Annotated in this window: 22 protein-coding genes; 18 read left to right on the plus strand and 4 right to left on the minus strand. The window is 72.2% G+C overall.

Annotated elements, in window-relative coordinates; translation table 11 throughout:
- Positions 1–98 precede the first annotated feature (98 nt).
- Complete coding sequence (locus BJ958_RS20590) at positions 99–860, plus strand: enoyl-CoA hydratase-related protein (RefSeq protein ID WP_179728720.1); 762 nt, start codon at positions 99–101, stop codon at positions 858–860.
- A 65-nt stretch (positions 861–925) separates the two neighbouring features.
- Positions 926–1,510: a hypothetical protein gene (locus BJ958_RS20595; RefSeq protein ID WP_179728721.1), complete on the plus strand. Its 585-nt coding sequence runs from the start codon at positions 926–928 to the stop codon at positions 1,508–1,510.
- Here the strand turns inward: BJ958_RS20595 and BJ958_RS20600 are convergent.
- Together BJ958_RS20600 and BJ958_RS20605 are read right to left on the minus strand one after the other, a co-directional pair.
- Positions 1,507–2,145 (minus strand): hypothetical protein, encoded by a 639-nt coding sequence (locus BJ958_RS20600; RefSeq protein WP_179728722.1) that lies wholly within the window; start codon positions 2,143–2,145, stop codon positions 1,507–1,509. The two genes, BJ958_RS20595 and BJ958_RS20600, sit on opposite strands and share 4 nt — an antisense overlap.
- Complete coding sequence (locus BJ958_RS20605; RefSeq protein WP_179728723.1) at positions 2,138–2,647, minus strand: SigE family RNA polymerase sigma factor; 510 nt, start codon at positions 2,645–2,647, stop codon at positions 2,138–2,140. The genes BJ958_RS20600 and BJ958_RS20605 overlap by 8 nt, the downstream gene beginning before the upstream one ends.
- Positions 2,648–2,806: 159 nt before the next feature.
- Here BJ958_RS20605 and BJ958_RS20610 point away from each other — a divergent pair, with 159 nt between their 5' ends.
- On the plus strand, positions 2,807–3,706 hold the full coding sequence (locus BJ958_RS20610) for a TIGR03619 family F420-dependent LLM class oxidoreductase (RefSeq protein WP_218865910.1): 900 nt from the start codon (positions 2,807–2,809) through the stop codon (positions 3,704–3,706).
- On the opposite strand, the gene BJ958_RS20615 is transcribed toward BJ958_RS20610, so the two are convergent.
- Positions 3,703–4,326, minus strand: coding sequence for a TetR/AcrR family transcriptional regulator (locus BJ958_RS20615; protein ID WP_179728724.1), 624 nt, complete (start codon positions 4,324–4,326; stop codon positions 3,703–3,705). The genes BJ958_RS20610 and BJ958_RS20615 overlap by 4 nt on opposite strands.
- 173 nt (positions 4,327–4,499) lie before the next feature.
- On the opposite strand from BJ958_RS20615, the gene BJ958_RS20620 reads away from it, so the two are divergent.
- From BJ958_RS20620 to BJ958_RS20650, 7 genes are all read left to right on the plus strand, one after another.
- Positions 4,500–6,734, plus strand: a complete 2,235-nt coding sequence (locus BJ958_RS20620) for a UvrD-helicase domain-containing protein (protein ID WP_179728725.1) — start codon at positions 4,500–4,502, stop codon at positions 6,732–6,734.
- A 222-nt stretch (positions 6,735–6,956) separates the two neighbouring features.
- Positions 6,957–7,307 carry a hypothetical protein gene (locus tag BJ958_RS20625; protein ID WP_179728726.1) on the plus strand — a complete coding sequence of 117 codons (351 nt, stop codon included), beginning with the start codon at positions 6,957–6,959 and terminating at the stop codon, positions 7,305–7,307.
- A 26-nt stretch (positions 7,308–7,333) separates the two neighbouring features.
- The gene (locus BJ958_RS20630) at positions 7,334–7,714 is read left to right on the plus strand and encodes a hypothetical protein (RefSeq protein ID WP_179728727.1); all 381 of its coding nucleotides are present in this window, start codon (positions 7,334–7,336) and stop codon (positions 7,712–7,714) included.
- 220 nt (positions 7,715–7,934) lie between these two features.
- On the plus strand, positions 7,935–8,813 hold the full coding sequence (locus BJ958_RS20635) for an oxygenase MpaB family protein (protein WP_179728728.1): 879 nt from the start codon (positions 7,935–7,937) through the stop codon (positions 8,811–8,813).
- Between the two features lie 163 nt (positions 8,814–8,976).
- On the plus strand, positions 8,977–10,440 hold the full coding sequence (locus BJ958_RS29330; protein ID WP_179728729.1) for a fatty acid desaturase: 1,464 nt from the start codon (positions 8,977–8,979) through the stop codon (positions 10,438–10,440).
- A gap of 5 nt (positions 10,441–10,445) precedes the next feature.
- Positions 10,446–10,640 carry a ferredoxin gene (locus tag BJ958_RS20645; RefSeq protein ID WP_179730306.1) on the plus strand — a complete coding sequence of 65 codons (195 nt, stop codon included), beginning with the start codon at positions 10,446–10,448 and terminating at the stop codon, positions 10,638–10,640.
- A gap of 134 nt (positions 10,641–10,774) precedes the next feature.
- Complete coding sequence (locus BJ958_RS20650) at positions 10,775–11,917, plus strand: calcium-binding protein (RefSeq protein WP_179728730.1); 1,143 nt, start codon at positions 10,775–10,777, stop codon at positions 11,915–11,917.
- On the opposite strand, the gene BJ958_RS20655 is transcribed toward BJ958_RS20650, so the two are convergent.
- The gene (locus tag BJ958_RS20655; protein ID WP_179728731.1) at positions 11,918–13,144 is read right to left on the minus strand and encodes an RsbRD N-terminal domain-containing protein; all 1,227 of its coding nucleotides are present in this window, start codon (positions 13,142–13,144) and stop codon (positions 11,918–11,920) included.
- Positions 13,145–13,309: 165 nt separating this feature from the next.
- On the opposite strand from BJ958_RS20655, the gene BJ958_RS20660 reads away from it, so the two are divergent.
- Genes BJ958_RS20660 through BJ958_RS20695 form a run of 8 tightly spaced genes read left to right on the plus strand, consistent with a single transcriptional unit; the run spans position 13,310 to position 22,321 of the window.
- The gene (locus BJ958_RS20660) at positions 13,310–15,055 is read left to right on the plus strand and encodes a GMC family oxidoreductase (RefSeq protein WP_179728732.1); all 1,746 of its coding nucleotides are present in this window, start codon (positions 13,310–13,312) and stop codon (positions 15,053–15,055) included.
- Positions 15,052–15,930, plus strand: a complete 879-nt coding sequence (locus BJ958_RS20665; RefSeq protein WP_246319081.1) for an MlaE family ABC transporter permease — start codon at positions 15,052–15,054, stop codon at positions 15,928–15,930. Before BJ958_RS20660 ends, BJ958_RS20665 begins: the two co-directional genes overlap by 4 nt.
- A gap of 7 nt (positions 15,931–15,937) precedes the next feature.
- Positions 15,938–16,777 (plus strand): MlaE family ABC transporter permease, encoded by an 840-nt coding sequence (locus BJ958_RS20670; protein WP_179728733.1) that lies wholly within the window; start codon positions 15,938–15,940, stop codon positions 16,775–16,777.
- 7 nt (positions 16,778–16,784) lie between these two features.
- A complete protein-coding gene (locus tag BJ958_RS20675; RefSeq protein ID WP_179728734.1) occupies positions 16,785–18,005 on the plus strand; it encodes an MCE family protein in 1,221 nt (406 codons plus the stop codon).
- Entirely contained in the window at positions 18,002–19,060 is a 1,059-nt protein-coding gene (locus tag BJ958_RS20680) for an MCE family protein (RefSeq protein WP_179728735.1), read from the plus strand. Before BJ958_RS20675 ends, BJ958_RS20680 begins: the two co-directional genes overlap by 4 nt.
- The gene (locus tag BJ958_RS20685; RefSeq protein WP_179728736.1) at positions 19,057–20,049 is read left to right on the plus strand and encodes an MCE family protein; all 993 of its coding nucleotides are present in this window, start codon (positions 19,057–19,059) and stop codon (positions 20,047–20,049) included. The genes BJ958_RS20680 and BJ958_RS20685 overlap by 4 nt, the downstream gene beginning before the upstream one ends.
- Entirely contained in the window at positions 20,046–21,116 is a 1,071-nt protein-coding gene (locus BJ958_RS20690) for an MCE family protein (protein WP_179728737.1), read from the plus strand. Before BJ958_RS20685 ends, BJ958_RS20690 begins: the two co-directional genes overlap by 4 nt.
- Positions 21,113–22,321 (plus strand): MCE family protein, encoded by a 1,209-nt coding sequence (locus BJ958_RS20695; RefSeq protein WP_179728738.1) that lies wholly within the window; start codon positions 21,113–21,115, stop codon positions 22,319–22,321. The genes BJ958_RS20690 and BJ958_RS20695 overlap by 4 nt, the downstream gene beginning before the upstream one ends.
- Position 22,322: the final 1 nt, after the last annotated feature.

Here is a 22,322-nt window from a genome sequence, read left to right on the forward strand (position 1 = left end):
CGCACGAGTCCCCGGCCGGCGTGACCGGTGGAGCTGGTCGTGAGCCCGGCATGCGGGCCCCGGCCAGCCGGTGGGTGCGACGCGGCAGGATGGCCCGCATGACTGACGCACCCGCCGAGCTGGTCCACCTCGACGTCGCCGACGGCATCGCGACGATCACCCTCGACTCGCCGCACAACCGCAACGCGCTCTCGCGGCAGCTGGTCACCGAGCTGGTCGGCCACCTCGCGACGGCGGACGCGGCGGACGACGTACGCGTGGTGGTGCTGAGGTCGTCGGGCCGGGTGTTCTGCTCGGGCGCCGACCTCTCGGAGGCCTCGACGGTCCCGATGCAGGAGGGGGCGCGGGCGATCGTGGCCCTGCAGCGCCAGATCGTGGCCTCGGCGAAGCCGGTCGTGACCGTCGTCGAGGGCGCCGCCCGCGCCGGCGGCATCGGCATCGTGGCCGCCTCCGACGTCGTGGTCGTCGCCGACGACGCCACCTTCGCGCTGACCGAGGTCAAGCTCGGCCTGACCCCCGCGGTCATCTCGCTCACCGTCTTCCCGCGGCTCACCCCGCGCGGCCTGGCCTGGACCGCCCTCGGCGGCGAGGTCTTCAGCGGGGCCGAGGCGGCGTCGTACGGGCTCGCGACCTTCGCCGTCCCCGCCGCCGATCTCCGGGCGAGGGTCGACGACGTGGTCGGCAAGCTCGCGACCGGTGCCGCCCAGGGCCTGCGTGAGACCAAGAGGCTGCTCGCCGCCGACCTCCTCGAGCGGATCGACACCCACGGCGAGGAGCTGGTCGAGCTGAGCGCCCGCCTGTTCGGCTCCGACGAGGCGCGCGAGGCGATGACCGCCTTCCTCACCCGCAAGAAGGGCTGATCCGCCTCCGCGAAGGTGTTTGCGTCGGACCGATCCGGAGCATGGGCCCTGGTGGAGGTGGAGCGGTGCGCACGATGACGAGCAGGTTCGCGGTGGGAGTGGCGGCGCTGGCAGCGGTTGCCCTGCCGGGAGGTACGCCGGCCGGCGCGGCGACAGCGACCGACGAGGCCTGCCTGATGCAGGCGACCACCGGCCGGGTGCAGTGCTACCCGAGCGCCGACGCGCTGCTGGAGGCGGTGACCGGCGAGCCTGCCGAGGGGTTCAGCACCGCCGACCTCGCGGCGCCGGCCACGGTGGCGGCCATCGAGGCCGGGCTGGCGGACTCCCGGAGCGAAGGCCTGCGCGCGCCCGGCGCACCCCTGGCAGCAGCGGTCGTGACCGCGATCTTCTACGACGGCACCTACGCCACCGGCGCCGCACTGGTCATGGAGGCGCCCGCCGGCTGCGACGACGACCCGGGCGTCGAGTGGGCCTGGCCGACGCTCACCCCCGAGTGGCGCAACCGGATCCGCTCGGGTGTCGGCTACGCCCGCTGCGACTTCAAGGTCTGGAACCACGCCTGGTACGCCGGCGCGGCCTACGGCTTCGTGTCGAGCGCCGGGTACCTCGGGGCGCTCGACCGCGCGGCCAGCTCGGTGCGGATGCGCTAGGAGGCGCCCTGGCCGGGGCTCGGTTCCTCGCTCTCGCCGGTGGGGACGTCGACGAGCTGCGTCCGGCGGAAATCCAAGGAGGACGCCGTCGCAGGATCGGTGCATGTCGGGGTGTCGGGACCGAGCTCAGCGGTCGCGGTCGACCCGTCGGGGAAGTCGACGCGCGCAACGGGGTTCGCCTCCCCGCACCAGTTGCGCCACGACGACTGCACCATGGCGCGCTGCCCGACACCGAGCAGGACCGGTGTGACGGTGGCGGGCACGGTGGTGCTGGTCGCGGACGCACCGGTGCCGACGGTGATCCGCACTCCCTGGCCGAGGGCGCACGGGCGGGCCGCCGGGCCGTCGAGCACCAGCAGGAGCTCGTCGGGACCGACCCCGACCGACCGGATGGTCACCGTGCCGCACGCCGGGGACGCCGCCGGGCCGGGGGCGTGGTCGTGACCGCCCCGGAGCACGACCCCTGCGACGCCGATCCCGGCGACGACGCAGGCCGCGGCGGCGACGACGGCCAGCCGCCGCTGCCGGTGCCGGCGCTGGCCGGCCGCCACCCGCTCGACCATGTCGGGCACGTGGGGGACCGGGACGTCGCCGTCGTGGACGAAGGCGCGCAGCTGCCGCTCGAGGTCACTCATCGCCCGACCTCCCCACGACGTCCCCGTCGGTCAGCTCCACGCCCATCAACCGGCGCAGGCTCGCCATGCCGCGGCTGGCCTGGCTCTTGACCGTGCCGGGCCGGCAGGCCAGGACCTCGGCGATCTCCTTCTCGGAGCAGTCCTCGTAGTAGCGCAGCACGAGGACCGCGCGCTGCCGCGGCGGGAGCTGCTGGAGGGCGGCCCACACCTCGGACTCCCAGTCGGGTCCGGTCTCCTTCGCCGCCCGGTCCTCGGGCTCGGCGCGCAGCTGCTCGCGCCGGTCGCGCTTGCTGCGGGTCCACCACAGGCGGGTCATGGTGCGGCGGGCGTACGCGTCCTGGTGCTCGACGTCGCGGACGTGCCGCCAGCGCCGACCGAGCCGCAGGAAGGTCTCCTGGGTGAGGTCGGCGGCGGTGTGCGGGTCGCCTCCGGTCAGGAGCATGCCGTAGCGCAGGAGGCCGTGCTGCTTCGCCGCCACGAATGCGGCGAACTCGGCGTCCACGCGCCGCTCACCCCCTCCCGAGACTCCCGAGACCACGTCGTCACGACTACCCCAAGGCCGTTCGTGGGTCCGAGGGTTGCATCTGTCGCCGGAATCGGGGCGGCGCCCCGGCGTGTCGTTCCTCTAGAACATGTTCTACCCGTCGCCTAGGGTGCACGCGTGGACTTCGCGATGGTGACCGCCTACCACCCGATCGACCAGCTGGTGCCGCTGGCGCGCGCCGCCGAGGAGGCCGGGTTCTCCGCCTTCAGCCTCGCCGACCACGTGGTCGACCTGGAGACGCTCGCCACGCCCTACCCCTACACGCGCGACGGCGACCGACGCTGGAAGCCCGACGTCGACTGGCCGGACCCGTGGGTGACGATCGGCGCGCTCTCGCAGGTGACGACCGGGCTGCAGTTCTTCACCTCGATCTACGTCGCGGCGATGCGCAACCCGTTCGTGGTCGCCAAGGCCGTCGGTACGGCGGCCGCCCTGTCCGGTGGCCGGGTCGCCCTGGGGGTCGGGGTCGGCTGGTGCCGCGAGGAGTTCGAGCTGCTCGAGGAGGACTTCGCGACCCGCGGGCGTCGTACCGACGAGGGACTGGACCTGATGCGCGAGCTGTGGTCGCCGGGCTGGACCGAGTTCGCCGGCGAGTTCTACAGCTGCGAGCGGCTCGTGATGCTGCCCAGGCCGCCGGCCCCGATCCCGGTCTGGGTCGGCGGTCTGTCCGACGTCGCCCTGCGCCGCGCGGCGCGCAACGACGGCTGGATCGGCGACATGGCCACCGTCGACGAGGCGATCGAGATCGCCGGGCGGCTGCAGGCGCTGCGGCGCGAGGAGGGCAAGGACCCGGACGCGCCGTTCGCCGTCGTACCGGCGCTGACGGACGCCTTCGCTCCCGAGGACTTCGCCCGCGCCGCCCGGGGCGGCGTGACGATGTGCATGACGATGCCGTGGATGTACTACTACCCGCCGGACGCCACCCTCGAGCAGCGTCTCGACGGCATCGCCCGGTACGGCGCCGAGGTCATCGCGCCGACGAGAGCCCTGCTCTCGCAGCCGGTGGAGACGCGCTAGCCCTCGAGGTAGGAGGTCAGCATCGACACGATCACGCGGTGGGCGCGCTCGATGTCGATGTGCGTGCCGAGCAGCCGCTCGTTGCGCAGGCTGCGCAGCATCGCGGGCAGCACCTCCGACATGGCGGCCCGCCGCTCCTCGTCGAGGCCCTCGACCCCGTCGAAGAAGCGGTTGAACGCCAGGATCGAGAGCTCGTCGAGGTGCCGGATCGACGCCGCCGTGCGCGGATGGGTCTCCGCGAGCAGCTCGAGCGGTCGCGGCAGCGCCCAGCGCATGGTCTCGATCGTGACGGCGTACGGCGACTCCAGCACCGCGCTGTAGAGCTGGGCGACCTCGGCCACACGGCCGGCGAGCGTCGTGCTCTGCGGCCTGCTCCACAGCTCTGCGCCGTGCTCGGCGACCTGGTCGGCGACCGCCGACCAGAAACCGTCGGAGTCGCCGAAGAGGTTCTGCACCGAGCCCCAGCTGAGGCCGGCCTCCTTCGCGACCATGTTGATCGACACCGTCTCCGGGCGGCCGGTCCCGAGCATCTCGACCGCGGTGGACAACAGCTTCTCGCGCGCGGCCACGCCGCGGCGGTTGGGTTTGCGGGACATCGTCGCCCCAGTGGTCATGCTCATCGTGTTCCCCCCTTGGACACGCGATGCTTCGGGCCGTTCACCTCCACGGTACTGCCTTTGGTGGGAGTTCGCTGTCCCGTCCGCTGACCGTCCATCGGCGCCTGTAGAGTTGGTGGCTTGCCGCTTTTGTGCGGCGGTCAGGAAACGAGTGCGGACGGCAGGGGTCACGAGCGGTGGCAGACGAGCTGGTGGAGCGCGAGGTCGCAGCAGAACAGGCCTTCGTCGACCGGGTCTACCGGCAGCTGGAGCAGGCGGGCAAGGCCGCCCAGCAGCTGGCGAAGGAAGGTCATTCCCGGGGCCGGCTCGGCCACGAGGGCGGTCTGGTGGAGCGCGACGCGATGGTCTTCCAGGCCGCGAAGCGGATCGCGCAGCTCGACGCCGCCCACGAGGGCCTGGTGTTCGGGCGGCTCGACCTCGACGCGGCGGTCGACGCGGCGCCGCGGTACGTCGGCCGGATCGGCCTGCGCGACGACGACCACGAGTCGCTGCTGATCGACTGGCGTGCGCCGGCCGCCGCGGTGTTCTACCAGGCGACCGCCGCCGACCCCCACAGCGTGCTGCGCCGCCGGGTGCTGCGCAGCGCCGGCCGCTCGGTCGTGGGTGTCGAGGACGAGCTCCTCGACGCCGCCGGGCTGGAGGCGGCCGAGGCCGCCGGTCGCGAGCTGCCGATCATCGGTGAGGGTGCGCTGATGGCGCAGCTCTCCCGCGCCCGCGACCGCTCGATGCACTCGATCGTCGCGACCATCCAGGCCGAGCAGGACAAGGCGATCCGGGCGCCCTCGAGGGGTGTCGTGTCGATCTCCGGCGGCCCCGGCACGGGCAAGACGGTCGTCGCGCTGCACCGGGCGGCGTACCTGCTCTACACCGACCGGCAGCGCTACGAGCGCGGCGGCGTCCTCGTCGTCGGCCCGTCCGGCGTCTTCATGCGCTACATCGAGCGGGTGCTGCCGTCGCTCGGCGAGACCGCGGTCGCGCTGCGCAGCCTCGGTGAGGTCGTCGACGAGGTCCGCGCGACCCGTCACGACGAGCCGGCCGTCGCCGACATCAAGGGCTCGGCGCGGATGGCCGAGCTGATGCGTCGCACGGCGCGCCAGCAGGCGCCCGGCAGCCCGCGCGAGTACCGCGTCTTCTGGCGTGACGACCGGCTGGTCCTCGACCGCGGCAAGCTCGGCCAGGTCCGCCGCCAGCTGATGTCGCAGGGGTTGCGCAACAAGCAGCTCCCGCGGGTCTCGAACGCCCTCCTCGACGCGCTGTGGCGCCAGGTCCGCGGCGAGCGCGGTCGCGAGCAGGGCCGCGAGAAGTTCAACGACGAGATGCTCTCGCGCGACGACTTCCTCGACTTCGCCCTCGCCTGGTGGCCGCCGCTCGACGCGCCGACCGTGCTGTGCTGGCTGCGCGAGCCGGAGTTCCTGGCCCGGGTCGGCGAGGGCCTGCTCTCCGGTGAGGAGCAGCGGCTGCTGGCGAAGACCTGGGCCCACCTCGACCCGTCACGGCCGATCAGCCCGCAGATCTCGATCGAGGACGTGCCGCTGCTCGACGAGCTGCGCTACGCCCTCGGCGACGTGCCGCAGAAGGCCGACGACGAGCGCGACGACCCGATGGCGCTGATCGAGGGTGCGGTCGACATCCAGGAGCTGATGACCGCCTCGGACCGCGAGTTCGCGCCGTCCGGTCGCGCCTGGCGCCCGCCGATCTCGAGCATCGAGGACGACGGCTACGCGCACGTCCTCGTCGACGAGGCGCAGGACCTCACGCCCATGCAGTGGCGGATGGTCGGCCGCCGCGGCCGCACCGCCTCGTGGACGATCGTCGGCGACCCCGCCCAGTCGTCGTGGCCGGTGCCGGCCGAGTCGGACGCCGCTCGTGCGGCTGCCCTGGAGCGCAAGCAGGTGCACTCGTTCCACCTGTCGACCAACTACCGCAACTCGGCCGAGATCTACGCCTTCGCGGCGGCCTACGCGTCCCGCGTCGGCCTCGACGCGGACCTGCCCGACGCGGTGCGTCGGACGGGTGAGGAGCCGGTCGTCGTCGACCTGCCCGCCGGCGCCAGCGCTGCCGAGCTCGAGGCCGCCACCCGCGCTGCCGTGCTCGACGTCGCGGGGCAGGTCTCGGGGACGGTGGGCATCGTCGTACCCGTGGCCCGGCGCTCCGAGGTCAACGCCTGGCTCGCCTCCTGGCCGGAGCTGGCCGACGACGCCGCCGGCGCCCGCGCCGCCATCGACTCCTCGGTCACGCCCTCGGGCGAGGACCGGGTCGTCGTGCTCACCGGCCTCGACACCAAGGGCCTCGAGTTCGACGGCATCGTGGTCGTCCGTCCCCAGGAGATCGAGGACGAGTCGGCCACCGGCCGCGCCACGCTGTACGTCGTCCTCACCCGCGCCACCCAGCTGCTCACCACGATCGGCTGACGGTCACCAACGATCCACGACTCGGCGCGCTCGGCGGCTCGCGACCGCCGTCGGCGGCGAACCGTGAATCGTTGCTGACGTCGGGCCAGGTCCACGACCGAGGATCCCGGGGGATCCCGCGCCCAGGCCGGGGACCGGCCGGCGGCTCATGACCCGAACGGGCGGGTCGGACTGAGTACGCCGACCGACGCTCCGGGCGTGGCTGCGGCCGACCATCGGAGGATGAGTCGCATCCTCCTGACGGTCGTGGTCGTGGGCGCGCTGGTCCTGATGGTCCGCGGCCTCGGCGAGCAGATCCACATCGAGAACACCAGCGAAGCCGTCCGCGCAGCCCGGCACGGGGCGGCGTTGATCGCGTGGGCGTGCGTCCTGCTGACCCTGGCCGCGGCGCACGGCTGGCTGGTGATGGGGCGCTCGCCCTGGATCGCGGTCGGACTGATGGCGCCGGTGGTGCTGTGCGGTGGCCTCACCTGGGTGGTGCCGGACAGCCTGTGGGGAGTGCTGGCCGCGCTGGTCGCCGTACCGGCTGCGGGGGTGGCGGTCCTCGTCGTGCTGCTGGTCCCGAGTCGATGAGGTCGCCCGGCACCGTCGGCCACCTCGTGCTCGCCGCAGTAGGCAGTGTCCTGCTGCTGGCCGTCTCCCGTCCGATCGACTGGAATGGGTCCGGGCCCGCCACGGCACGGGAGTGGGCGGTGATCGCGGCGGTGCTCGGCGCTTCCGGGCTGGTGTTCGGCACCATCGCCGGCGCTCTGGACGGCAACTTCGCCCACGAACCGTCGAGGATCAACGCGGTGTTCGCCGTGGTGTACGACGCCGTGCTCCTCGCGCCCCACTGGTGGCTGTCGCTGATGGTGCTGGGTCTGCTGCAGCTCCCCGCCGAACCCGCCCCGCCCGCAGCTCTCGCGGTACCCGTCCTGGGGTGGCTGGTCGGCGCGGTGGTCCTGCACGTCGTGTCCGGTGCCGTCGAGCGGGAGCTGTAACACGCTGTCCACGCGACTGGTCGGCGGTTGTCAGCAGCGAACCCGCCATTCGCTCGGCGTGTCGTGCTGACAACGGTCAGGCAGTCGGGTGGACGGCGTGCTACTTCCGGGCCGGCGTGCAGGGTGGGGCACGGTCGCGGCCCGAGCTCGGCGGAGCTCGTCGACCGCGGGCTCGATCGCGGCGGCGACCCGGGATTGCGCACCCGGGCACACTGGACGGATGACGACGGACCGGCGCCTGCCCACGGTGGAGGACGTCCGCGGCCGGCTGGGGGAGGCGCTCTTCCTGCGGGTCGCCGGTCCTGACGGCGCCCGCCACCGCGACCGGATCCACCACACGCCCGGACCGCGGTGGTTCGAGGGCGACAGCCCGATCGCGCGGGTGCACGGCGACGCGGCGATGTTCGTCGGCGGCATCCGGGCGCTGCTGCTGCAGAGCCTCCACCCCGCGGCGATGCGTGCCGTGTCGGAGCACTCCGGCTACCGCGGCGACATGTGGGGACGGTTGGCGCGCACCAGCCGGTTCCTCGCCGTCACCACCTTCGGGACCGCGACCGACGCCCAGCGCGCGGTCGACGCCGTGCGGGCGATCCACGACCGGGTCAGCGGCACGATGCCCGACGGGACGACGTACGCCGCCTCCGACCCGCACCTGCTGCTGTGGGTGCACGTCGCGGAGGTCGACAGCTTCCTGCGCGCCCACCGGGTCTACGGAGCCGAGCCGCTGGACGACGCCGGCTACGACACGTACGTCGCCCAGACCGCCGAGGTCGCGCGTCGCCTCGGCGTGCTCGACCCGCCCACCACGGTGGCCGAGCTCAGGGCGACCCTGGCGATGTTCCGGCCCGAGCTGCGCGGGACGCCGGAGGCGCGGGAGGCCGTGGGGTACGTGCTGCTGCGCCCCCCGCTGCCGCTGCTGGCCCGGCCGGCCTACGGCGTGCTGGCCTCGGCGGCGGTGGGGCTGATGCCGCGCTGGACGCGCGTTCCGCTCCGGCTGCCCTGGCTCCCGCTGGCCGAGCGCACCGCGGTCCGGGCGATGGGAGCCGCGGCCGTCGGCACCATCCGCTGGGCGATGACGCCGCGCGCAGCGTCGGCCTGACGGGGGCGCCGCCCGCCGGGGCCACCCGGATTTACGCGTTGTGCAGCCAACCAACGCCCCGAGCCCAAGTTGTGCACCTCGCCCGAGATCGGTGACCGCTCCCGCTGCGACCGTTGAGTCCTACCCGGCGACGCCGCCGTCGCCACGTCCAAGGAGGCACCCGATGGCCCGGTATGAAACGCGAGGAGCAGACGGCACGGTCGTCTCGTGGCGCGACAAGAAGCGCTACCTGTGGATCCTCGGACTCGTCGTACCCCTGACGCCGATCGTGGGGATCGCGCTGTTCGAGGCGAGCGACAACGCGATCTTCTTCTGGCTGACGCCGGTGGTGTTCTTCGGGATCATCCCGCTGATCGACCTGGTCGCCGGGTACGACGACACCAACCCGCCGGACGACGTGATCGACGCGCTCGAGAACGACAGGTTCTACCGCTGGGTGACCTACCTCTACCTGCCGGTGCAGTACGGCGGCTTCGTGGCCTCGATCTGGTACCTCGCCACCACCGACATGTCGGTGCTGGCGAAGGTCGGCCTCGCGATCTCGGTCGGCGTGGTCGGCGGCGTGGCGATCAACACCGCGCACGAGCTCGGGCACAAGCGCGAGTCGGTCGAGCGGTGGGCCTCGAAGATCGCCCTGGCGCAGACGTTCTACGGCCACTTCTACATCGAGCACAACCGCGGCCACCACGTCCGCGTCGCGACGCCGGAGGACCCGGCCAGCGCCCGGATGGGGGAGAGCGTCTACCGGTTCTGGCCGCGTACCGTGTCCGGCTCGCTCAAGAGCTCGTGGGAGCTCGAGGCCAAGCGCTACCAGCGCAAGGGCACGCACCCGTTCCACCTCGGCAACGACGTGCTCAACGCCTGGCTGATGACCGTCGCGCTGTGGGGCGGGCTGATGCTGTGGCTCGGCCTGGCGTACGACGTCAACCCGCTCAGCCTGCTGCCGTACCTCCTCCTGCAGGCCGTCGTCGGCTTCTCCCTCCTCGAGGTCGTCAACTACATGGAGCACTACGGGATGGTCCGCCAGAAGGTCGGAACGCCGGGCAGGATGCGCTACGAGCGGGTCACGCCGGCGCACTCGTGGAACTCCAACAACATCGCGACCAACGTGCTGCTCTACCACCTGCAGCGCCACAGCGACCACCACGCGAACCCGACCCGTCGCTACCAGACGCTGCGCGACTTCAAGGACGCCCCCGTCCTGCCGACCGGCTACACCGGCATGATCGTGGTCGCGATGTTCCCGCCGGCCTTCCGGGCGCTCATGGACAAGCGCGTCATCGCCCACTACGACGGCGACCTGCGTCTCGCGAACCTGCACCCCGCCAAGCGGGAGAAGCTGCTCAGGAAGTACCCCGTCCCCGCCGCCAAGCGCGCCGCCGAGGCCGCCGTCCGGGCCGACACCAGCGCCCACGAGTTCGAGGGCGAGGTGCTCGCCGCCCAGTGCCCCGGCTGCCAGTACACCTACGAGGTCGCCGAGGGCAACGAGCTCGAGGGCTTCGCCGCCGGTACGGCGTGGAAGGACATCCCCGACGACTGGTGCTGCCCCGACTGCGGCGTGCGGGAGAAGGTCGACTTCAAGGCCGTCGAGCCCCGCCACCACCTCATCGGCAAGGTCGGGGCGTGAGTGCGATGCACATCGTCGCGGACCTCAAGAAGTGCGAGGGACTCGGGATGTGCGAGTCCATGGCCAACGACTACTTCGAGGTGGACGAGGACGAGGAGCTGGTCACCGTCCTCGACGCCGACCCGCCGGAGTCCGACCGGGCCCACGTCTACGCCGCCGTCCAGGCCTGCCCGGTGCTGGCCCTGACCCTCGAGGGCTGACCCCCAGGACCACCGAAGGCGCACCCACCTGCCGGGTGCGCCTTCGGTGCCGTTTCCCCAGCGTTCTGGGATGGTCCGGGCGACGTGGGGCCAGCAGGATTCGGGAGTCATCCGAACTCCCGGAAGGAATCTCGTTGTCCAGCCCCGCCCGCCGTCGTACGGCGACCGTCGGCCTGCTCGCCGCCCTCGTCCCGCTCCTGCTCCCGCACACCACAGCCGAAGCAGCAGCCGGCAAGCCCCGCTGCCACGGCGAGGCCGCGACCGTCGTGGGCACGAACCGCGCCGACCGGATCACCGGCACGCCGGGCCACGACGTCATCGTCAGCAAGGGCGGCAAGGACGTCGTGACGGGCCTGGGCGGGGACGACGTGATCTGCACCGGCGGTGGCAACGACAAGGTGCTCGCCGGTGGCGGTGACGACTACGTGGACGCCGGCGGCGGCCGCGACGTCGTCGACGGCCAGGGCGGCGACGACGTGGTCTGGACCGGCGGCGGCAAGGGCGAGCTCGCCCTCGGCGGGCCCGGCAACGACCACCTGATCCTCGAGGGCAGGGCCTCGCACGCCCTCGCCGGGCCGGGCAACGACTACGTCGACGTCCACGGCCGGGGCGGGACCGTCGACGGCGGCGCCGGCGACGACGTGCTGCGCGGCGGCTCGGGGGACGACGCCATCGACGGCGGCGAGGGCAACGACATCTGCACAGGTGGCGCGGGCAGCGACCGCTGCCACGGAGGCGCGCCCGGGGGCGACGCCAATACCCCGACGGACCCGGACCGCTGCGACGCCGAGGTGATGAGGTCGTGTCGCTCCGCGGACTCCACGGCCTACACCGGCACCGCCGGCGGCACCCTGCAGTACGGCGGTGGCGTCATCGAGACCTGGACCGCGATCTTCACCATGGACAGCGCCGACGACACCCCGCAGCTGGTCGAGGGACCGGCCGGCTTCCAGTGGAGCATCGCCGGCACCGACGAGAACGGCTGCACCTGGAGCGGCGCGGCGTCGCTGGCTGGTCGTGCGTCGTACACGGTGTGGCTGGACTTCGGCTACTACACCGGTCAGCTGTACCCCGACCGCAGCACGCAGGTCAGCGTCCAGGAGTCCTGCCCCGGCACCGGCACGCGGACCCAGCTGGTCACGCCGCTCAACGCGAACGCCGCCGACACGGGCAACGTCCCCCTGCACCCGGACATGTCGTGGATCCGTGGCAACCGGACCTACCACCCGGGCGGCGACGACACCGTCACCGCGACCTGGAGCTGGGACGCGCGCTGATCAGCCCCGGTGGAACAGCTGGTGGTGCCGCAGCGCGACCGCGAGCTGCGGGCTGATCCGGGTGATCGGCTGGCCGAGCATCTCCTCGGCCTGGCCGAGCCGGTAGCGGATCGTGTTGCGGTGCACCACCAGCGTGCGCGCGGCCTCCTCGGCACTGCCACCGCTGTCGAGGTACGCCGTGAGCGTCTCGCGGATCCGCTGCACCCCCTCCTCCTCGCCGGCGAGCGGCCCGAGCCGGCGGGTCATGAACCGATCGACCTCCGGTGAGCAGCCGAGCAGGACGGGCAGCTCGACGTCGGCGTACGTCGCCAGCCAGTCGTCGGTGTCGGGGGCGGTGACCCGCAGCGTGCCCTGCGCCTCGCGGTGCGAGGCGACGAAGCCGGCGATGTTGGGGGTCGCGGACCCGACGCCGACGACGACGCTGTCGTGGCGCAGGTCGGCCGCGGCCGCCGCCAGCCCGGACAGGTCCGGCTGGTCCCGGGTGCCGAGCCACATCCAGAGCTGGCGACCACCGGGCTTGACGATGAGCGGGTTGGCAGCGCCGATCCGGCGGGCCAGGTCGGCCGCCAGCGGTTCGAGCGCCCCGGCCTGCTCGGCGTCGCCGACCGAGAGGACGACGGCCGTGTGGTGCACGGAGATCGGGTATCCACCCAGCGCCGCCGACGCCTCGCGGGCGTCGCTGAGCTCGCCGGCGAGGATCGAGCGCACGGACTCGAAGCGCTGCGCCGCCGCACCGGCCAGCACCCGCGAGCGGGCGGCCTGGTAGGCGGCGATCGACTCGGTGATCGACTGGTCGAGCCAGACGCCGGCCCGGTTCCAGAAGTACATGAGCAGGTCGGCCCGGTCGAAGTCGGCCGGCGGCAGCTCCTTGATCACCTCGCTGACGTAGGCCCACACCTCCTGCTGGGCGATCCGGTAGAACCGGATCAGCGACTCCAGCGGCAGCTGCCGGTCGGCGATGTCGACGGACAGCCGGCGCGCCGCCTCGGGCAGGTGGAAGTGCTGCTCGGGCTGGGCGAAGTCCCCGAGGAACGCCACCCAGTGCTCGCGGACGGTCACCCGCAGGATGTCCGGCAGCCCCTCGACCAGGGTGACCTCGGGCATCTCGCGCAGGATCGCGCTCGCCACGCGGTCGACCCAGGCGTCCACCTGGCCGGGCTGGGCCTGCTCGGCGACGTACGCCAGCAGCCACGGTGCGAGGTCGGACGGCACGGACTCGCTGCTCACGGGCCCACCTTAGGGCGGCCCCGGCGTCTTTGTGCACGGTGACAACGCAGACCCGGTTCTTTGGACTGCGGCCACGAGAGCGTGACGACCGTCACCGGGTGGACTTGGCGCTCACAGGCGGGCCTGGCACAGGGGCCCTGCCGTTCTCATGGGGGGTGCAGCGGCATGCGCGCTGACTTCGAGTACGACGTCGTCGTGGTCGGCTCCGGCTTCGGCGGGTCGGTCACCGCCCTCCGCCTCGCCGAGAAGGGCTACCGGGTCCTCGTGCTCGAGGCCGGGCGCCGGTTCGAGGACGAGGAGTTCGCGAAGACCTCCTGGGACGTGCGCAAGTTCCTCTTCGCGCCGCGCCTGGGCTGCTTCGGCATCCAGCGGATCCGGCTGCTGCGCGACGTGGTCGTGCTCGCCGGGGCGGGCGTCGGCGGCGGCTCGCTCGTCTACGCCAACACCCTCTACCAGCCGAAGTCGGACGCCTTCTACAACGACCCGCAGTGGGCGCACATCACCGACTGGAAGGCCGAGCTGGCGCCGTACTACGACCAGGCGAGCCGGATGCTGGGCGTCGTCGAGAACCCGACCGTCACCCCCAGCGACGTGGTGATGAAGGAGGTCGCCGACGAGATGGGTGTCGGCGACACCTACCGGGCCACGCCGGTCGGCGTCTGCTTCGGTACGCGGGGCGAGGCGATCCCGGACCCCTACTTCGGCGGTGCCGGGCCCGAGCGGCGCGGCTGCCTGGAGTGCGGCGAGTGCATGACCGGCTGCCGCCACAACGCCAAGAACACGCTGCTCAAGAACTACCTCCACCTCGCCGAGAAGATCGGCGCCGAGGTCCGGGAGCGCACCACTGTGGACGCGATCAGGCCCCGCCAGCACGGCGGTTACGACGTCGTCACGCACGTCTCGGGCCGCTCCGCGCGTCGTACGACCACGATCACCGCCGCCCAGGTCGTGCTGGCCGCCGGCACCTGGGGCACCCAGGAGCTGCTGCACGGCATGCGCCGCTCCGGCGACCTGCCGGAGCTGTCGGACCGGCTCGGCGAGCTGACCCGCACCAACTCCGAGGCGCTGTGCGCGTCGAGCACCAAGCTGCGCAACAAGGGTGACCACGACTTCCACCACGGCGTCGCGATCACCTCCTCGATCCACCCCGACGAGGTCACCCACGTCGAGCCCGTCCGCTACGGCAAGGGCTCGGGCCTGATGGGCCTGCTGCTCACCTTGATGACCGACGGGGGCGGCCGGACCCCGCGCTGGCTGCGCTGGGTCGGCCAGGCGCTGCGCCACCCGCTGCTGCTCCTGTCGGTGTACGCCGGCCTCGGCAGCTGGCCCGAGCGCACGATCATCGCGCTGGTCATGCAGACCAGCGACAACTCGATCACGGTGTTCCCGAAGAAGCGCCGGCTGCGTCGGGAGGGCAAGGTGCGGCTCACCTCGCGGCAGGGACACGGCGAGCCGAACCCGACCTGGATCCCCGCCGGCAACGAGGTGGTGCGCCGGATCAGCGACAAGATCGACGGCGGCTCGTACAGCACCGCCGGCGAGATCTTCAACATCCCCATGACCGCGCACTTCCTCGGCGGCTGCCCGATCGGCGACTCCCCGCGGACCGGCGTGATCGACCCCTACCACCGGGTCTACGGGCACCCCGGGCTGCACGTCGTCGACGGCGCCGCGATCTCCGCGAACCTCGGCGTCAACCCCAGCCTCACCATCACCGCGCAGGCCGAGCGCGCGATGGCGGTGTGGCCCAACCGGGGCGAGGCCGACCGTCGCCCCGACCTCGGAGCCGGCTACCAGCGGCTCTCCCCGATCGCGCCGGTGCGGGCGGCTGTGCCCCCGACCGCACCGGCTGCGCTGCGCCTCCCGCTGTACGTCGTCAAGGACCCGGTCGACGCGGAGGCCACCGCATGACCGCGGCCCCCACCGCCCCGGTCCCGTCGGCCGGTGCGCCCGGCAAGCGCCGGGCCGGCCCGGACGGGATGGACGAACGGTCCCGCCGGGTCGCCCGCGAGGCGGTGCGCTCGACGTTCGTGTTCACGACGCTCGGCACCTTCGGCGACTTCTACGGCTTCGTCGGCAAGGTGTTCGCGGAGATGTTCACGCGGCGCTTCCACTTCCGCGAGTTCGTCTCGCAGGCCTGGTTCATCACGACGGTCTCGTTCGGGCCGGCCCTGCTGGTCTCGATCCCGTTCTGCGTCGTGATCATCTTCCAGGTCAACCAGCTGCTCATCCAGATCGGTGCGGTCGACCTCGCCGGCGCGGGCGCGGCGGTCGCGGTGGTCCGCGAGATCGGCCCGATCGTGTCGGTGCTCGTCGTCGCGGGCGCCGGCGCCACGGCGATCTGCGCGGACCTCGGCTCGCGCAAGATCCGTGAGGAGATCGACGCGATGGTCACCCTCGGCATCGACCCGATCGAGCGGCTCGTCGTGCCCCGGGTGGTGGCCTCGACCCTCGTCGGCGTCGCGCTCAACGGCATGGTGACCGTGGTCGGCCTGGTCGGCGGCTACTTCTTCTCCGTCGTGCTCCAGGGCGCGACACCGGGCCTGTACCTCTCCGACCTCACCCTGCTCGTCGGGCTGCCGGACTTCCTCGCCTCCGAGGCCAAGGCCGCGGTGTTCGGCCTGCTGGCCGGGCTGACCGCCTGCTACCTCGGCCTCAACGCCAAGGGCGGCCCCAAGGGCGTCGGCGAAGCGGTGAACCAGACCGTGGTCTTCGCGTTCATGCTGCTGTTCGCCGCCAACAGCGTGATCAGTGCCCTGTTCCTCCAGATCAAGCTCGGAGCGTGAGGCGCCGATGAGCACGACCGCCCCGGGCTTCATCGCCCGCCACGTCGGCAGGCCGATGTCCTCGCTGCGCCGACTGGGCGACCAGCTGAGCTTCCACGGCAACGCCTACGCGCACATGCCGCGCGCGCTCAAGCACTACCCGAAGGAGGTCGTCCGGCTGCTGGCCGAGGTCTCCCTCGGCTCGGGCGCGCTCGCCCTGATCGGGGGCACCGTGCTGGTGATCGGCTTCCTCACCGCCGCGGCCGGCATCGAGGTGGGGCTGCAGGCGTACACGTCCTTCGACAACATCGGCGTCTCGACCCTGTCCGGCTTCTTCTCGGCGTACTTCAACACCCGCGAGGTCGCCCCGATCATCGCCGGCATCGCGCTGACCGCGACCGTCGGAGCCGGGTTCACCGCGCAGATCGGGGCGATGCGGGTCTCCGAGGAGATCGACGCGCTCGAGGTGATGGCGGTCCCGCCGGTGCCGTACCTGGTGACCACCCGGATCATCGCCGGCCTGATCGCCGTCGTCCCGCTGTTCGCGATCGCGCTGATGATGTGCTGGCTGGCGACCTACGTCGTCGTGACCGTCGGCTACGACCAGGCGCCGGGCACCTACCAGCACTACTTCGACACCTTCTTGATCCCGAGCGACCTGTTCCTCGCGATCGTGAAGGTCGCGCTGATGGCGCTCGTGATCGTCTCGATCTGCTGCTACCACGGTTTCCGTGCCTCCGGCGGTCCCGCGGGCGTGGGCAAGGCGGTCGGCAAGGCCGTGCGCTCCGCGCTCATCTCGACCATGTTCATCGACCTGATCTTCGCGATCGCCATCTGGGGCGGTCCGTCGGTCCACATCGCGGGGTGAGGCGGCCATGAGCACGCGCGAGAAGCACCCCCATCACGTCGACCGGCAGGTCGTCTACGGCTTCGTGTTCATCGCCCTCGTCGCGGCCCTGGTCGCCGGCACGATCGCGAAGTACCGCGGCGCCTTCGAGGACAACGTCGTGGTCACCGTCCAGGCCGACCGGGCCGGACTCACCCTCGCCCCGGGAGCGCCGATCAAGCTGCGCGGCGTCGAGATCGGCCGGGTCGGCCACATCGACAACGACCCCACGGCCGACGGCGGTGCCGGTGGGAAGGTGAGCATCGAGCTCGAGATCGACGCCGACAAGGTCGACCGGGTGCCCGCCGACGTGACCGCGCAGATCGTGCCGCCGACCGCGTTCGGTGCGAAGTACGTCCAGCTGACGCCGCCCGCCGATGACCCCGGCAGCAGTGGCGGGACGATCGAGGCGGGTGCCGTGATCCCGGCGGACCGGGTCACCGTCGAGGTCGACGAGGCCTTCGAGAACCTCACCAAGGTGCTCGACGTCGCCCGTCCGGCCGAGGTGAACTCGGCGCTGACCGCGGTGGCCGGCGCGGTCGAGGAGCGTGGCCAGCTGATCGGCAACCTGATCACCCAGACCGACACCTACCTGCGCTCGCTCAACCCGTCGCTGCGCACGCTGTCCGCCGACCTGCGGGTCGCCGACGACGTCGCCGACGCCTACGACATCGCGCGGCCCGACCTGGTCGGCATGCTCACCCACACCGGCGAGGTCTCGCAGACCCTGGTGCGGCAGCAGGCCTCGCTGCGTGCCCTCGAGCGCAGCATGACCGGGTTCAGTGACCAGACCGACGTGCTGCTGCGCAGCTCGCGGCACGGCCTGGTCGCCTCCCTCGGCCTGCTGCAGCCGGTGACCGACGTCCTCGAGCGCTACTCGCCCGAGCTGCCGTGCCTCGTGCTCGGCCTCGCCTCGGCCAACGGGCTCGCCGAGGCCGCCGTCGGCGGCACGCACCCGGGCGTCACCACGATCACCCGGATCGTCCCGGGCCGCGATCCCTACACCTACCAGGAGAACCTGCCCGAGCTCGGCGCCGACAACGGCCCGGCCTGCTACGGCCTCCCGTACGTCGATGCGCAGGAGGGCAGGGCCGTGCCGCCGTCGTTCCGCACCGGCGCCAACCCGTACGTCGGCCCGCAGCCCACGCCCAGCGAGGCGGTCGCAGACACGCTGCTGGGTGTTCTCGAGGGAGTGAGGAACCTGCCATGAGCTCCACCTCCTCCGGCCGGCTGAGTCCCGAGAAGCGGCGCCAGCGCGCCGACCTCGTCAAGTTCACCGCCTTCCTCTCCCTGGCCGCCGTGTTCACCGTGTGGGTCGCGGCCGTCACCGGCGAGTACCGGCCGGGCGACCGCGACGACTACAAGGCCGTCTTCGACGACGTGTCCGGCCTCGCGGTCGGCGACGAGGTCCGCGTCGCCGGCGTCGACGTCGGCAAGGTGACCGGCATCGACGTACGCAAGGACAACACCGTGCTGGTCACCTTCGACGTCCGCGATGACCAGCAGCTCACCACCGGCACGCACGCGACGATCCAGTACCGCAACCTGATCGGCGACCGCGTGGTCCAGCTGACCCGCGGTGAAGGGGACACCGGCGAGGTCCTCGCCGCAGGCGGCACCCTGCCGGCGAGCCAGACCGCCTCGGCGCTCGACCTCGACACCCTGCTCAACGGCTTCAAGCCGCTGTTCGCCGGGCTCAGCCCGACCCAGGTCAACGAGCTGTCCGGCCAGCTGGTGCAGGTGCTCCAGGGCCAGCAGGCCGCCGTCGCCACGCTGGTGCAGCACGTCGCGTCGTTCACCACGACGATCGGCGGACGCGAGGAGCTGATCGGGCAGGTGATCGGCAACCTCAACAGCGTCCTCGGGACCGTGGACGACCGCAAGGCGACCGTCGGCCTGCTCCTCGACCGGCTCGACGAGCTGTTGACCGGGCTCGACCAGCAGGACACCCAGGTCCTCGACGCCGCTGCCCGGATCGACCGTTTCGCGACCACGACGACCGACCTCGTGACGAAGGCACGCGGTGACCTGCGCACCGACCTGTCGGGGTTGGCCGTCTCGGCCCGCGGCATCAACACGAACGCGGGGACGCTGGAGACCGTGCTGCAGAACCTGCCGGCGCACTACCGGGCGGTGCAGAACACCGCGTCGTACGGCAACTTCTTCAACTTCTTCCTCTGCGGCGTGCGGATCCAGACCGGCCTCGCCGGCGCGAACGTCACGACGCCGTGGATCTACTCCGACGCCCCGAGGTGCAAGCGATGAGCCGCGTCACCAGCCCCGACCGGCTCGCCGCCCGCGGCCTGCTCGGCACCGTCGTCCTCGTCCTCGCCGTGCTCGCCGCGCTCAACGTCAACAAGCTCCCGCTGATCGGCAACGGCGACGTCGTGCACGTGGAGTTCGCCGAGGCCGGCGGGCTCAAGGGCGGTGATGCCGTCATGGTCTCGGGCGCCCGGGTCGGCAAGGTCCGCGAGGTCCGGCTGGACCGGAAGCACGTCGTCGCCGACGTGGTCCTCACCGATCCCGACATCGTGCTCGGCGACCGGACCGAGGCCCGGATCATCACGATGACCCTGCTCGGCCGGGCCGCCGTCGAGCTGGTGCCCCGCGGCACCGGCGAGATCGGGGCGGGCGAGTCGATCCCGCTGGCGCGGACCTCCTCGCCGTACAACCTGACGAGCACGCTCAACGAGCTCACCGAGACCACCGCCGACATCGACAAGGCGCAGCTCGCGGCCGCGCTGGACCAGGCCTCGAGGACGCTGTCTTCGGCCAGCCCCGACCTGCGGCCCGCACTCGACGGGATCACCGCCCTGTCGCGAGCGGTGTCGTCGAACGACGACGAGCTGCGCTCGCTGCTCGCCCACGCCGACAGCGTGACCGGGGTGCTCGCGAGCCGGGACCAGCAGATCGCCTCGTTGCTGACCAACGGGCGTTCGTTGCTCAGCGAGCTCGACGCCCGCCAGGACGTCGTCGTCAGCCTGCTCAGGAGTGCCCGTGCCCTGGCGGCCCAGCTGCGGCTGCTGCTGAAGGACACCGACGACGTGCTCGGCCCGGCGCTCGACGAGCTCGACGGGGTCGTCGACGTGCTCAACGCGAACAAGAAGGACCTGCAGGCCAGCATCGTCGGCCTGCGCGGCTACGCCACCGCCTTCGGCGAGGCGATCTCGAGCGGGCCGTGGTTCGACGCCTACATCCAGAACCTCACGTCGCCCGGAACCCTTGCTCCCGTCCTGTCAGGAATCGTGCCGTGAACCGCCTCGTGAACAAGAAGATCCTGGTCGCGCTCGTGGTCGCCGCCGTGCTGGTCGGCGGGCTCGCGTGGACCCGCGACACCGGCAGCACCACGGTGCGCGCGTACTTCTCCAGCGCCGAGGGGCTCAACGTCAGCGACGACGTGAAGGTGCTCGGCGTGAAGGTCGGCACGATCACCGCGATCGAGAACGAGCCCGACGGCGTGCTCGTCACGCTGGAGGTCGACTCCGGCCAGCCGATCCCCGCCGACGCGCACGCCGCGATCGTCTCCCCCAGCCTGGTCAGTGGGCGGTTCGTCCAGCTGGAGCCGGTGTACGACGGCGGCCCGCGCCTGACGGACGGCGCCACCATCGCGCTGGACAGGACGGCGGTGCCGGTCACCTTCGACGACGTGAAGCAGCAGCTGACCGACCTCGCGACCACCCTGGGGCCCGACGCCGGGAAGAAGGACGGCCCGCTGGCGGTGGCGATCAAGGCGATCGACCAGAGCCTGGCCGAGGGCAGCTCCGACCAGCTGCGGACCTCGATCGCCGAGCTCCGGGGCGCCGCGACCGCCCTGTCCGACGGCCGTTCCGACCTGTTCTCGACCATCGAGCACCTCGACACCTTCACCCGCAACCTCGCCCTCAACGACGCCGCGGTGCGGGGCTTCACGACCGAGCTCGACGACGTCAGCACCGTGCTCGCGGACAACCGCACCAACCTGACCGGCGCGCTCACCGACCTCGGTCAGGTGCTCGCGGTGACCGAGAAGTACTTCCGGAAGCACCGCAGGCAGATCCGTACGACGACCGCCGACGTCAACCTGCTCGCCGCGGCCCTCGCCGACCGGTCCAACGAGCTCGCCGGCGTGCTGCACGTCGCGCCGCACGCGATCGTCGACCTCAGCAACACCATCCAGGACCAGGCGATCACCGGCCGGGCCACGCTGTCGGCGCTCGACAACGTCCCGCAGCTGCTCTGCGGCGCGGTGCTCGGCGTCGGCGGCACGGCCGAGCAGTGCTCGACGGTGCTGCAGCCGCTCATCGACCTGCTCGGGATCGGCTCGATCGGAGGCACCCGGTGACCCGCTTGTCCCGCGCCCTCGTCCCCGCTGCGCTGGTGGCCGGACTGCTGTTCACCGGCTGCGACATCCAGCCCAACGACAACACGCTGCCCGGCCAGGTCGCAGTGCGCGACGACGGCTACACCGTCGAGGTGCACTTCGACCAGATCGAGAACCTGGTCCCGAACTCGACGGTCCAGAAGGACAACGTCGTGATCGGCACCGTCGGCGAGATCCGTGCCGAGGGCTGGGAGGCCGTCGTCGACCTCCACCTGCTCGACGACGTGCGGCTGCCCGCCGACGCCGTGTTCTCGATCGGGCAGAAGACCCTCCTCGGCGCCCAGTACGTCGAGGTGTCGGTTCCCGCCGGATCCACCGGAACCCGGCCGACGGACGCCCGCCTGGCCGACGGTGCCGTGGTCCCGGTCGCCCAGACCGGCACCTACCCCGCCACCGAGCAGGTCCTCGGCGCCGTCGCGCTGCTGCTCAACAACGGCGGTCTCTCCCAGATCAGCACCATCACCGGCGAGCTCTCGACCGCGCTGCGCGACCGGGTGCCCGACACGCGTGGCCTGGTCCGGCACACCGACGAGCTGCTCGCCGTCCTCGACGCCAACAGGTCCGAGATCGTGCGCGCCCTGGAGTCGCTCGACAGCCTCAGCGCCGGCCTGCGCAAGGACCAGGAGCAGATCGCCACCGCGATCGACCGGATCACGCCCGGCCTGAAGGTGCTCGACCAGGAGCGCAACCGACTGGTCAAGGCGGTCACGAGGACCAGCCGCACCGGCGCCCGCGCGAACGAGGTCATCCACGCCAGCGAGACCGCGCTGCTCGCCAACCTCGACGCCCTCGGGCCGATCCTCACCAACCTCGGCCAGGCCAGCGAGTCGCTGCCCGAGTCCCTCAAGATCGCCCTCACCATCCCGTTCCCGGTGATGACCACGCGCAACGCACTGCGCGGCGACTACGCCAACCTGTTCGCCACGCTCGACCTGCGCGACCAGAGCCTGCTGGGCAGCTGGCTCGGGCTGATCGGCGTACCGAGGACGACGCCCGCCGATGCCGCCGCCCCCGAGACCCCGGCGGTCCCGGAGGCGCCGGTGCCTGCGTCGGGCACTCCCGCGCCGAGCGAGCAGGCGACGCCCGGCGACACGCCGGCGCCGGTTGCGCCGACCGAGCCCGTGCCCGCCTGCGGGCTGCTCAAGAAGATCCTCGGAGGCTGCTAGG

It is taken from the genome of Nocardioides kongjuensis, from assembly GCF_013409625.1.
In the GTDB taxonomy this organism is placed as follows: domain Bacteria; phylum Actinomycetota; class Actinomycetes; order Propionibacteriales; family Nocardioidaceae; genus Nocardioides; species Nocardioides kongjuensis.

Excerpts from the sequence above, each read along its gene's own strand:
- BJ958_RS20590 (WP_179728720.1), top strand. The coding sequence starts at position 99 with ATGACTGACGCACCCGCCGAGCTGGTCCACCTCGACGTCGCCGACGGC.
- BJ958_RS20600 (WP_179728722.1), bottom strand. The coding sequence starts at position 2,145 with ATGAGTGACCTCGAGCGGCAGCTGCGCGCCTTCGTCCACGACGGCGAC.
- BJ958_RS20615 (WP_179728724.1), bottom strand. The coding sequence starts at position 4,326 with ATGAGCATGACCACTGGGGCGACGATGTCCCGCAAACCCAACCGCCGC.
- BJ958_RS20625 (WP_179728726.1), top strand. The coding sequence starts at position 6,957 with ATGAGTCGCATCCTCCTGACGGTCGTGGTCGTGGGCGCGCTGGTCCTG.
- BJ958_RS20635 (WP_179728728.1), top strand. The coding sequence starts at position 7,935 with ATGACGACGGACCGGCGCCTGCCCACGGTGGAGGACGTCCGCGGCCGG.
- BJ958_RS29330 (WP_179728729.1), top strand. The coding sequence starts at position 8,977 with ATGGCCCGGTATGAAACGCGAGGAGCAGACGGCACGGTCGTCTCGTGG.
- BJ958_RS20645 (WP_179730306.1), top strand. The coding sequence starts at position 10,446 with ATGCACATCGTCGCGGACCTCAAGAAGTGCGAGGGACTCGGGATGTGC.
- BJ958_RS20660 (WP_179728732.1), top strand. The coding sequence starts at position 13,310 with ATGCGCGCTGACTTCGAGTACGACGTCGTCGTGGTCGGCTCCGGCTTC.
- BJ958_RS20665 (WP_246319081.1), top strand. The coding sequence starts at position 15,052 with ATGACCGCGGCCCCCACCGCCCCGGTCCCGTCGGCCGGTGCGCCCGGC.
- BJ958_RS20670 (WP_179728733.1), top strand. The coding sequence starts at position 15,938 with ATGAGCACGACCGCCCCGGGCTTCATCGCCCGCCACGTCGGCAGGCCG.
- BJ958_RS20675 (WP_179728734.1), top strand. The coding sequence starts at position 16,785 with ATGAGCACGCGCGAGAAGCACCCCCATCACGTCGACCGGCAGGTCGTC.
- BJ958_RS20680 (WP_179728735.1), top strand. The coding sequence starts at position 18,002 with ATGAGCTCCACCTCCTCCGGCCGGCTGAGTCCCGAGAAGCGGCGCCAG.
- BJ958_RS20685 (WP_179728736.1), top strand. The coding sequence starts at position 19,057 with ATGAGCCGCGTCACCAGCCCCGACCGGCTCGCCGCCCGCGGCCTGCTC.